This is a genomic window from Paenibacillus marchantiae, from assembly GCF_028771845.1.
Classification (GTDB): Bacteria; Bacillota; Bacilli; order Paenibacillales; family Paenibacillaceae; genus Paenibacillus; species Paenibacillus marchantiae.
Map to the genome: position 1 here is coordinate 3,669,607 of NZ_CP118270.1, position 11,614 is coordinate 3,681,220.

General features: G+C 45.2%; 12 protein-coding genes. All 12 read left to right on the forward strand.

The window, feature by feature from the left end; genetic code table 11:
* The first annotated feature begins 32 nt into the window (after positions 1–32).
* Positions 33–1,313 (forward strand): EF-P 5-aminopentanol modification-associated protein YfmF, encoded by a 1,281-nt coding sequence (gene yfmF / locus PTQ21_RS16810; protein WP_274566416.1) that lies wholly within the window; start codon positions 33–35, stop codon positions 1,311–1,313.
* 3 nt (positions 1,314–1,316) lie between these two features.
* A complete protein-coding gene (gene yfmH, locus PTQ21_RS16815) occupies positions 1,317–2,597 on the forward strand; it encodes an EF-P 5-aminopentanol modification-associated protein YfmH (protein ID WP_274566417.1) in 1,281 nt (426 codons plus the stop codon).
* 1 nt (position 2,598) lies between these two features.
* Positions 2,599–3,369, forward strand: coding sequence for an elongation factor P 5-aminopentanone reductase (ymfI, locus tag PTQ21_RS16820; protein WP_063566362.1), 771 nt, complete (start codon positions 2,599–2,601; stop codon positions 3,367–3,369).
* Positions 3,370–3,546: 177 nt separating this feature from the next.
* Positions 3,547–3,810 (forward strand): DUF3243 domain-containing protein, encoded by a 264-nt coding sequence (locus PTQ21_RS16825; RefSeq protein WP_063566361.1) that lies wholly within the window; start codon positions 3,547–3,549, stop codon positions 3,808–3,810.
* A gap of 197 nt (positions 3,811–4,007) precedes the next feature.
* The gene (locus tag PTQ21_RS16830; protein WP_024630282.1) at positions 4,008–4,775 is read left to right on the forward strand and encodes a DUF3388 domain-containing protein; all 768 of its coding nucleotides are present in this window, start codon (positions 4,008–4,010) and stop codon (positions 4,773–4,775) included.
* 66 nt (positions 4,776–4,841) lie between these two features.
* Entirely contained in the window at positions 4,842–5,882 is a 1,041-nt protein-coding gene (locus PTQ21_RS16835) for a helix-turn-helix domain-containing protein (RefSeq protein WP_274566420.1), read from the forward strand.
* 67 nt (positions 5,883–5,949) lie between these two features.
* Entirely contained in the window at positions 5,950–6,120 is a 171-nt protein-coding gene (locus tag PTQ21_RS16840) for a hypothetical protein (protein ID WP_157258470.1), read from the forward strand.
* Positions 6,121–6,273: 153 nt separating this feature from the next.
* Positions 6,274–6,765 carry a YajQ family cyclic di-GMP-binding protein gene (locus tag PTQ21_RS16845; protein WP_017689115.1) on the forward strand — a complete coding sequence of 164 codons (492 nt, stop codon included), beginning with the start codon at positions 6,274–6,276 and terminating at the stop codon, positions 6,763–6,765.
* Between the two features lie 323 nt (positions 6,766–7,088).
* On the forward strand, positions 7,089–7,676 hold the full coding sequence (gene pgsA, locus PTQ21_RS16850; protein ID WP_063566359.1) for a CDP-diacylglycerol--glycerol-3-phosphate 3-phosphatidyltransferase: 588 nt from the start codon (positions 7,089–7,091) through the stop codon (positions 7,674–7,676).
* 107 nt (positions 7,677–7,783) lie between these two features.
* Positions 7,784–9,040: a competence/damage-inducible protein A gene (locus PTQ21_RS16855; RefSeq protein WP_274566422.1), complete on the forward strand. Its 1,257-nt coding sequence runs from the start codon at positions 7,784–7,786 to the stop codon at positions 9,038–9,040.
* Between the two features lie 239 nt (positions 9,041–9,279).
* The gene (gene recA, locus PTQ21_RS16860; RefSeq protein ID WP_053783851.1) at positions 9,280–10,344 is read left to right on the forward strand and encodes a recombinase RecA; all 1,065 of its coding nucleotides are present in this window, start codon (positions 9,280–9,282) and stop codon (positions 10,342–10,344) included.
* Positions 10,345–10,697: 353 nt separating this feature from the next.
* The gene (locus tag PTQ21_RS16865; protein WP_079694665.1) at positions 10,698–11,435 is read left to right on the forward strand and encodes a regulatory protein RecX; all 738 of its coding nucleotides are present in this window, start codon (positions 10,698–10,700) and stop codon (positions 11,433–11,435) included.
* Positions 11,436–11,614 lie beyond the last annotated feature (179 nt).

The window sequence follows — 11,614 nt, forward strand, 5'->3', positions numbered from 1 at the left end:
CGATAAATGACGCCGTAAAGGGGTTTTGACATTTGAATACATCAGGATTTGAACGAGGAAACCGGAAAGAATTCCGCATACATGTTCTTCCTACGAAACGTTTTAAGACATTTGCGATCTCACTTTACGCAGGGGTTCCCCTGCAGGAAGATACGGTTACCAAAGTAGCCTTAACACCTTTCGTACTTCGGCGTGGGACCGAATCCTATCCGGAAACAACGCAATTTCGTGAACAATTGGAACATATGTATGGAGCGGGTTTTGGTTTTGATGTCTATAAACGTGGCGATTACCAGATCGTACAGTTCCGTATGGACACCATCAATGATTCCTTTGTTGGTGGGGACGAGCAGCTGTTGGATCGTTCTTTTGCTTTTTTGGGAGAGGTGCTCACACGCCCTGCACAGGAGGATGGACATTTCCGAACCTCTTATGTTCAAGCTGAGCGGGAGACTGTTCGCAAAATGCTGGAGTCCATCGTCAATGACAAAATGCGATATGCTGCGGAACGTAGTATTGAGGAGATGTGTAAAAACGAACCTTACCGCTTGCACCCGCTTGGTGAGCGAAAGGATTTGCCGGGCATTGATCCAGATACATTGACAGCTTCGTATCAGGAATGGTTACAGCAGGCAAGTATGGACTTGTATGTGGTGGGCGACACCACACTGGAAGAGGTAGAGAATCTGGTACAGCGTTATTTCAATGTAGAACGTGCCACCTCTTCCGACTATCATACACAGGAAGCTATTCGTGGAGATAAAGAAGTGGAAACCGTTGTAGAACGGCTTAATGTTAATCAGGGTAAGCTCAATATGGGGCTTCGCACGTCTATCACATATGGTGACCCTCAGTATGCGGCAGCATTGATGTATAACGGCATTCTCGGAGGATATCCTCATTCCAAGCTGTTTGTTAATGTTCGTGAAAAAGAAAGTCTGGCGTACTATGCCTCATCGCGTTATGACGGACATAAGGGTATTGCAACGATCCAATCGGGGATCGAAATCCCCAATTACGAAAAAGCCGTTATGATTATCAAGCAGCAGCTGGATGAAATGAAGAACGGGAATATCACTGACCTGGAAATGTCTCAGACCAAAGCGATGATCCGTAATCTGCTCAAGGAAATGCAGGATTCTGCGTTTGAGCTAATTGCTTATGATTTCAATCGACAGTTATCCGGCAAAGAGCGGACCGCCGAGGAACTGCTGGCCCAGGTAGAACAGATCAGCAAAGAAAATGTTCGTGAGGCGGCAGAGAAATTCCGTCTGGATACGATTTATTTCTTGCGTGATGAGAAGGGGGAATAGTCGGTGGAGAGCATAACATACGATCGTTTGCAGGAAACGCTGTATTACGAAGTGATGGATAACGGGCTGCATGTTTATATTTTGCCTAAACCAGGTTTCCAAAAAACTTATGCCACTTTTGCAACCAAATACGGTTCGGTCGACAATCATTTTAAGGTTGAAGGACAGGAAGAAGTAAAGGTTCCGGACGGTATTGCTCATTTTCTGGAACACAAAATGTTTGAAGAACCGACAGGTGATATTTTTGCCACATTTGCTTCTCATGGAGCTTCTGCCAATGCTTTTACCAGTTTCGATCAGACTGTTTATTTGTTTTCGGCGACGGAACATGTCAATGAAAATATACAAACATTAGTTGATTTTGTGCAAAATCCTTACTTCACCGATCAGAATGTAGAAAAGGAAAAAGGGATCATCGCACAGGAAATTAATATGTATGCGGATAATCCAGATTGGCGCGTTTATTTTGGCCTGATCGAGGCGATGTATCAGAAACATCCCGTGCATATTGATATCGCCGGAACCGTTGAATCCATTGGCACCATAACCAAAGAAACGTTGTACACGTGTTACAACTCTTTTTATCATCCAAGCAACATGCTTCTGTTTGTCGTGGGTGGAGTAGACCCGCAGGAAGTGATTGATATGGTTCGTTCGAACCAGGCAAAGAAAAATTATAAACCTCAAGGGAAAATCGAGCGGATATTTGAACCGGAACCTGAGAAAGTGGGGGAAGCCAGACGTGAATCCAAGTTGGCCGTTTCCCTGCCCAAATGTTTGTTTGGCTTTAAGGAAACCGATGTGGGACTAACTGGAGAAGACCTGCTGCGCCGGGGTATGACAACCAAACTAATGATGGATCTGTTATTTGGTTCCAGTACCTCGCTATTTCAAAAATTGTATGATGAAGACCTAATTTCGGACAGCTTTGGACATGAATATAACAGTTCGCCGCAATACGCTTTTTCTGCTATTGGCGGGGACACCAAAGACCCTGATCAACTGCTTGCGCGTATCCGTGAAGAAGTCGATGCTATTGTGGAAAAAGGCTTTGATGCAACCGATTTTGAGCGCGCACGCAAAAAGAAAATAGGTGGATATTTGCGTATGCTCAATTCACCAGAAAACATTGCAAATGAATTCACGCGGCAGCAATTCCGTGGTGGTGATTTTTTCAACATGCTCCCGTTGTATGAATCGCTTACACTGGAAGAGGTAAACCGCAGATTGAAAGAGCATATTCGTTGGGATCAACTGGCGATATCGCTTGTCGTGAGTCCTTAATATGGAGAGGGGAACAGGACAATTGAAGCCAATTGGAGAAATGACGGTACTTGTAACGGGCGCGAGCGGAGGCATTGGAGCGGCCATCGCAGAGCGTTTTGCCAAGGTGGGCATGAATGTAGTGATTCACTATATGAAATCGCATGAAGCAGCTAATGAAGCTGCGAGAAGGTGCATGGAACAAGGCAGTGGTAAAGTTATGACGGTGTCTGCTGATCTTCGCAGTCGGGAGCAAATTGAACGTATGCGTGAGAAGCTGGAATCACATGGGCTGATGCCGGATATTCTGGTGAACAATGCAGGGATATCTCATTATGGAATGCTGGCCGATGTTACGGAAGAAATCTGGGATGAAGTGATGGCGATCAACCTGAAAGGCACGTTCTTGTGTACACAGGAAATGATGCCTCACATGATCTCCCAAAGATACGGTCGAATCATTAACGTTTCGTCTATCTGGGGACTGTCGGGTGCCTCTTGTGAGGTGTTGTATTCTACAACCAAAGGTGGTGTAAATGCATTCACCAAAGCTCTCGCCAAAGAGTTGGCTCCATCTGGCGTAACGGTGAATGCTGTAGCTCCAGGCGCGGTTCAAACATCCATGTTGAACCATCTGGATCAGGATGAACTAAAAATGCTGGAAGAGGAAATTCCGGCAGGAAGACTCGCCCAGCCAGATGAAATCTCCTCACTGGTCTACTTCCTTGCACTTCCCGAGTCCGGCTATATTAATGGGCAGATTATAAGTCCAAATGGTGGCTGGCTCACGTAATATATGGGTGCGCGAATTCAATTTTGTTTTAACTTCGTAGGTATTGCCTTGATGGAAATTAATGATTTGTAGATGATCTTCAATTAATTCAAAAATGCTCGTATATAAAATGTCCGGGAAGCACATATTACAACTGTTGATTTTAAATCTCATGCGTCAAGCAAAGGAGGATTTATCATGTCAACAGAAAAAACGGTGCTCACGAGTTTTGACACTTGGAAGAAGTTTTTGGGTGACCGCGTACAGCAAGCAGAGAAGATGGGAATGAATGAAGAAACCATCAACAAACTTGCGTATGAAATCGGTGACTTCCTGGATGAGAAAGTAGATCCGGCGAACCCTTCCAACCGGGCATTGAAAGAACTATGGGAAGTCGGCGACGAGGATGAACGTCGTACGATTGCGTGCCTGATGGTCAAATTGGCCAAACAAAACGCATAAGATTACAGATGGAGAGCTCCCGCAAGGGGGCTTTTCTCTAATGATTACACATTGATTACAGACCTGTTCTTGTAATTCATTTTCTTTTTATATATCATTAACGTGACCCATTTTTAGAAGATATCTCAGATTGTCGTCCAATGGACGCGTTCTGTTACTGTCGAATAATGTGGAATAATGCTTTACGGGGTGTTTAAATGGAATCTAAACAATGGTATATGGAGTATAAAATACATAAGAACAGACCTGGCCTTTTAGGGGATATTGCCTCTATGCTGGGGATGCTTGAAGTAAATATATTGACCATCAACGGTGTAGAAGGCAAAACCCGGGGGATGCTGCTGGAATCGGACGATGACGAGAAGATCCGTCTGCTGGGTGAAATGCTTGGCAAAGTGAACAGCATAACTGTGTCTGCTTTGCGTCAACCGAAACTGGTAGATATTCTGGCTGTGCGTCATGGTCGTTATATTGATCGTGATTCGGATGATCGCAAAACATTTCGTTTTACGCGGGACGAACTTGGGTTACTTGTGGACTTTTTGGGTGAAGTATTTAAGAGGGAAGGCAATCAAGTCATTGGTTTGCGTGGAATGCCGCGTGTAGGTAAAACAGAATCCATTATTGCAGGCAGCGTATGTGCGATGAAGCGCTGGACGTTTGTTTCCTCCACACTTCTTCGTCAGACCATAAGAAGCCAGATGTCCGAGGACGAATTGAATCCAAACAATGTGTTTATCATTGACGGAATTGTCAGTACGATTCGTTCAAGCGAACGGCATTATAATCTGTTACAGGACATCATGACGATGCCAAGCACCAAGGTTATTGAACATCCGGATATTTTTGTGCAGGAGTCTGAATATGATTTTAATGATTTTGACATTATTATTGAACTGCGCAACAATCCGAATGAAGAAATTATTTATGATACGTTTACGGCCAGCTACACCGACGAACTGTAACGCTCCGTACGGGATCATGAAATAGATAAGCAACAACCATAGAGATAAACATAAGGAGGAGATGGCATGTCTGAACTGGGTCAGCAGTTAAGAGAGGCCCGGCTGCAAAAAGGGATGAGTCTTGACGATGTACAGGAAATGACTAAAATTCGCAAGAGGTATTTGGAGGCAATAGAGGCAGGAGACTACAAAGTGCTGCCTGGTAGCTTCTATGTGCGTGCATTTATCAAAACCTATGCGGAAACGGTGGGACTAAATCCTGATGAGCTGCTGGAGGGACATAAGAAAGATGTACCTGCAGAAGAAACGGAAGCAACCATGGAGCCGGTTATTCAAAAGCGTTCAAGCCGCCCGGTAGAGCGCAGTAACCGCTGGATGTCTGTTGCGCTGATGTGGACTTTTCCGGTATTAATTCTTGTGCTGTTGTACGTGTATGTAGTGATGAACAGGGATGATTCGGATACACAAGGGCTGGATCAGACGAAGATCACAGACAGCCAGCAGCAACCTCAAGATAAACCGGATGAGCCTACAGATAATGGTCAAGCTTCCAATCCTCCAGCGAATGAATCAGGTAGCGGAGAAACGAATGAAGGCGAAGCAGGCGGTAACGGTGGCGGAACAGCAGAGGGGCAGCCTGACGGACAGACGGATGGGCAAACGACGGGTGAAAATGAAGAGAACCCAACGGATAATACGCCATCTTCTGTAACTGTTGCTGAAGACGGAAAATCAGGCAATATTACGAACTTCAAAGTAAACGGCAGTGCAGGGCAGCCTGTGACCGTTACAATTAAAGCAACGGGGCATAGTTGGCTGGAAGTATACAAGGGCGAGAACTCTAGTGGAGAAAAGTTAGAGTACGGCAACACCGCTGAAGGAGACAGTTATACTTTTGAATTGGACAGTGCAGGAATGTACATTAAGTCCGGTTACGCTGCAGCGACCACAATTGAGGTTGCAGGGCAGGTTGTGACAGACGGGAAAGCGACAAACCGCATTCGGTTAAGACTTGGTGAGGATACGTCCTCCGCAGGTACTGAAGGCACTACAACGAATGAAACAGGAAGCACTACCGAAGGAAGCACCGGCACTAACGGCGAATAACCAAAGTTTCTGCGGGAGACACTAACCTTGTCTTAACTTGCAGTCAACTTTTGGTGAAGTGAGGTGGATGGCTGTGACAGTCAGCTGGATCGTAACAGGTTTGGGGATCATTGTCAGCCTCCTGGGTTATTACTTGACCCCAACTGCTTGGGGTTACGGTATTTTGGGTTTTGGACTTGCACATGTACTTCTGGGTGTGCTTGACATGTTCAGACAGCCTAATCGCAGCCGTTATTAGAATGGCAGCCGCACGGTAAGCATTTTTGGCAACCACCTCAAGTGGCAGCCAAAAATGCTTTTTTATTTTGAAAAACCTCATAAAATTAGACTTTTGCTTGGCGTATCCTCTATAATGTTACAGAACATATGATTAACTGAAAGGGTGACTGGTTTGAGTTCAGAAAATTCATTTGATATCGTGTCCAAAATGGACTTGCAGGAATTGACAAATGCCGTTACACAAACGGAAAAAGAAATTGGCACGCGTTATGACTTCAAGGGCAGCAAGAGCAGTCTGAAACTGGATAAGGATGCGTTAACGATCGTATCTGATGATGAGACCAAACTCAAGGCTGTTATCGATGTACTGCAATCCAAGATGGCTAAGCGGGGTTTACCTTTAAAAAACATTGATTATGCAAAAGTAGAACCAGCTTCTTCAGGTACAGTCCGCCAGCGTTTGAATTTCAAGCAGGGGATTGATCAGGATATCGCTAAAAAAATTAATATTCTGATTCGTGACTCCAAGATGAAAGTGAAGAGTCAGATTCAGGGAGATCAGCTCCGGGTAACAGGTAAAAGTAAGAATGATTTGCAGGCAGTTATGCAGTTATTGAACGGTGCCAATTTGCCTCTGGACCTGCAATATACAAATTTCAAATAATATCTCCTTTTTGTAGCTAGACGTGTTTTTTGACACTGCAATTGGCGTATATTATACTAAGTGTGCATTGCTGGCAGATAAGCATCAAAGCCCAGTCATCATCGTTTGCTGACTTTGTGAAAAGCAGTACATCTTCTGAAAGTCACCGGAACGTTTAAAACGGTTTTGCGTTTGAACGGTTGACTTTATTTTTTGCGTTTTTACATAGTGAGAGCACTTTTAGTGCTGATTGACAGTGAAACTGTAAATTTCATGTTCCGGATGATGAATACGGGATTAAGATGAATGTTTGGAGTAATGGAGGATAAGAGGGAGGGCGTCTTGTGAATTTACCCAACCGGATTACGCTTGCACGAATTTGCTTAATCCCTTTTTTGATGGTGTTCCTGCTCGTAGATTTTCCGTTCTATCCAGAGCCGTTGCAATTGGGAAGCTTATCGCTCCCGTATAATCAGTTGATTGCTGCTGTCATTTTTATCATTGCAGCAAGCACGGATGGAATTGACGGCTATCTGGCGCGGAAAAATAATATGGTCACCAACCTGGGGAAATTGCTTGATCCGCTGGCTGACAAGTTGTTGGTTACTGCGGTGCTAATTTCTCTTGTGGAAATGGGCAAGTTGGATTCCTGGATTGCTGTGGTCATTATTAGTCGTGAGTTTGCGGTTACCGGCTTGCGTCAGATTGCGTTATTGGATGGTTCGGTTGTTGCGGCAAGTGCCTGGGGCAAACTGAAAACCGTCGTGCAAATTGTGGCGATTGTACTGCTGTTGTTGAATAATTTCCCGTTCTCATTCACGGGTATTCACATGGACGTTATTGCCGTTTGGGCTGCAGCGATTATTACGATTTGGTCAGGCATTGATTACTTTATCAAAAACAAAAATTTGCTTCATTTATCGAAAGCGTAACGTTTGAGGTTAAATGGGTAAGTATGAAGAAATCATTTGTACGAAGGGCAATAGGAAATTATCCTATTGCCCTTTGATCACTCACCACGTGTACAGGAGGATGCTGAATGAAGGCAGAAATCATTGCAGTTGGCACAGAATTGTTGCTTGGACAAATTGTGAATACCAATGCTCGATATCTATCCCGTGAATTGGCTGCAATCGGGATTGATGTATATTTCCAAACGGTGGTTGGTGATAATCTAAATCGACTTAGTGACGCTATTCGCATCGCTCAGGGTCGTGCAGACGTCATTTTATTTTCTGGGGGCATAGGTCCTACACAGGATGACCTGACCAAGGATGCGATCGCGGCGGTCTTGAACCGCAAGCTGCATATAGATCGAATGGCCATGGACAAGATCGAGAGCTTCTTCCGAGATCGTAATGTAGACATGACCGAAAACAATCGTCGTCAGGCAATCGTTATAGAAGGCGGGACACCGCTGGCGAACCAAACAGGCCTTGCCGCAGGAAATGCGATTTCTGACAATGGCAAGCATTATGTAGTGATGCCTGGACCACCGAAAGAGCTAATTCCTATGTTTGAACAGGAAGTTAAGCCTTGGTTGTTCCAGCATGTACTGACAGAAGAAATGCCGATCTACTCGAAAATGCTGAAGTTTGCAGGAATTGGCGAATCGGCATTGGAAGACCGACTCCTTGATCTGATTGATACACAGACAGATCCTACCATTGCTCCTTATGCAAGTGAGGGAGAAGTTACGGTACGTGTATCTACAAAGGCTCCAAGTGAGAATGAGGCAAAGCTGAAGCTGGATGCAATGGAAGTTCAGATTCGGGAACGATTGCCAGAGCATCTCTACGCGAACGAGGATGTGCCTATAGAGTACACAATTGTAACGATGATGTCTGATATGGGTCTGACTCTTAGCGCGGCTGAGAGCTGCACAGGAGGGCTCGTCATGCAAAGTCTGACATCAGTTCCTGGCAGTGCGTCGATGCTTAAGGGCGGAATTGTATGTTACTCCAATGAAATTAAAGAGAAGCTGCTCCATGTGCCGCATTCCTATCTGGAAGGTGAAGATGCACCGGGCGCAGTGAGTCCGGAAGTGGCCAAAGTGCTGGCAGAGCAGATTCGAATGATTGGGGATGCCGACTTCGGTCTGTCAGTGACAGGTGTAGCGGGACCTGGTTATTCCGAACGCAAACCGCCAGGTCTTGTCTTCATCGCTCTGGCAGAGCGTGGTAAAGAGACAGAAATTGATGAACTGCGCATTAATGGCAATCGGGAGACGGTTCGGATTCGTTCAGCGAAAGCGATTCTTTACCGTTTGTGGCGCAAGCTTGTGGAGATGGACTAGTTAAGAGCTCGGATTGCATTTGCCAAGGCAAGCAAGTATAATAAAGGAAGACGGAAGAACCGTAAAATCAGGCTTTACAGCCTTGTTTACGGTTCTTTTTTCTGTTTAATGGAAAGTTTCCTTGAGGAAGAGGCGCCTCGGCCTTTACAAAAAAAACGAATGTATGTTCGAAAAAAAGCTTGGCAAACGTGTTAAAACAAGGTATCATTATCTTATAAACAGTAAAGGGTGTGAGCTTATTGTCAGACCGTCGTGCCGCGCTTGATATGGCGCTCCGTCAAATAGAGAAGCAATTTGGTAAAGGATCCATCATGAAACTGGGTGAGTCGACTCACATGAATGTGGAAATTATACCCAGCGGTTCCTTGGCTTTGGATATTGCATTAGGAACAGGCGGCTTGCCTAAAGGCCGTATTGTTGAAATATATGGACCTGAATCTTCTGGTAAAACAACCGTAGCATTGCATGCTATCGCTGAAGTACAAAGAGTGGGTGGACAAGCTGCATTTATCGATGCCGAGCATGCTCTTGACCCACAATACGCCAGTAAACTGGGTGTTAACATTGACGAATTGCTTCTGTCTCAGCCAGATACGGGTGAGCAAGGGCTTGAAATTGCAGAAGCTCTTGTACGTAGTGGTGCTGTGGACATTGTCGTTATTGACTCTGTGGCTGCATTGGTACCGAAAGCAGAAATCGAAGGCGAAATGGGTGATTCCCATGTCGGTTTGCAAGCGCGTCTGATGTCTCAGGCACTGCGTAAACTGTCTGGTGCAATCAGTAAATCCAAAACGATCGCGATCTTTATCAACCAACTTCGTGAAAAAGTCGGGGTTATGTTTGGTAACCCAGAAACAACACCTGGTGGTCGTGCCCTGAAATTTTATTCCACGGTACGTCTGGATGTACGCCGTATTGAGAGTATCAAATCAGGAAATGACATGATTGGTAACCGTACACGTATTAAAGTGGTGAAAAACAAAGTAGCACCTCCGTTTAAACAAGCGGAAGTGGATATCATGTACGGTGAGGGTATTTCGAGAGAAGGCAGTATCATTGACATTGGTACTGAGCTGGACATCGTCAATAAAAGTGGTGCATGGTACTCATACGAAGGCGAGCGTTTAGGACAAGGCCGTGAGAACGCGAAGCAGTTCATGAAAGAGCATAAAGATATTGCTGAAATCATTGAACAAAAAATTCGTGTAGCCAGTAACTTGACTACTGCAGTTCCTGCGCCAACTAGCGAAGAGCAACAAAAAGAAGCAGCAGAAGAACAAGAACTATTTGAAATTAACGAGTAACCTCCCTTGTAGGAAGGGCCCTAGAGGGCCTTGCCCTCTGAACTCCCAAAGCTTGTCTGATTGAGCTTGCTCGATCTAGCTTGGGGTATGGTGTGTGCGCTCGCGCTGTCCAACAGCCTCTGTCCGAATGGGCAGAGGCTGTTGGCACGTTTACTATTAGGGAGAGGCCGGATATTGTTTCCGGCCTTTTGTATTAGCGTCTGATGTCTCTGTGAAGTTACGCTAAACGTATTCAGTGTAGCTGTGTTATCTCCGTCGGAGATGTATTCGAGGAAGTCTTTTATTTTGCTATGCACTTGTCAGTTAGGCCGTGCAGTTCAGACACACAAAATGGCATGGAAGGGGAGACTGAAATGGATCAACATGAAGATGATTTATATGAAGAAGCCGAGCTGGAGGGAATCTCCCAATTCCCGGATAACGAAGAACTTACCATTACACGAGTTGAACGAACGAAGAGCAGGGAAGCTCGTTACCGAATTACCTTTGGTTTATATTCAATTACGGTGCTTGAAGATGTAATGATTAAATATCGTATGACCCGGGGAAATACGTTTCTGAAAAAAGACTTGGAAGATATCATCGTAGCTGACGAGCGACAGCGGACGTATGTGCAGTCTTTGCGATATCTGGAGCATAAACCTCGGACACGCCACGAATTAAGTCAGAAGCTTCGTCAGAAAGAGTTTGCTGCACCGTTGATTGAAGAGGCCCTGGATCGGCTTGAGCGGGAGAATTTGGTCGATGACGAACTGTTTGCGAAGGAATGGACTCGTCAGCGTATGGAGGGCCAGCGGAAGGGAAAACTGTGGATAAGGCAAGAGCTGCGTCAGAAGGGCATTGCCAATGATCTGATTGCTGAAGCGCTGGAAGGTGTAAGTACAGATGCGGAATTTGAGACGGCTCTAACCGCCGGACGCAAAAAATGGAATCAGGTCAAAGGAGACATCCAGGAGAAGAAACGTAAAACGCTTCCCTTCTTGATGCGACGAGGTTTTTCCATGGATATGGTGCGTCGGGTCGTGAATTGTTTAATTGAAGAAGACGAGGTTAAAGACCCCGAAGAAGACGAAGCGTTGTTATGGGATTAGCAGACTGGACTCACTATACTGCATTCTCTTGACAATTTCTTTCGTCAAATACTAAAATGGACATGAGTCTGTAAGAAATGGACAACCCTTTTTCCTTCCAAAAAAGCGGTTTCTGTTTTTAAAGATTTATACCATTCATGATTATGGGTTCGTCGGAGACGGCGGATAGTGCGTGGAGA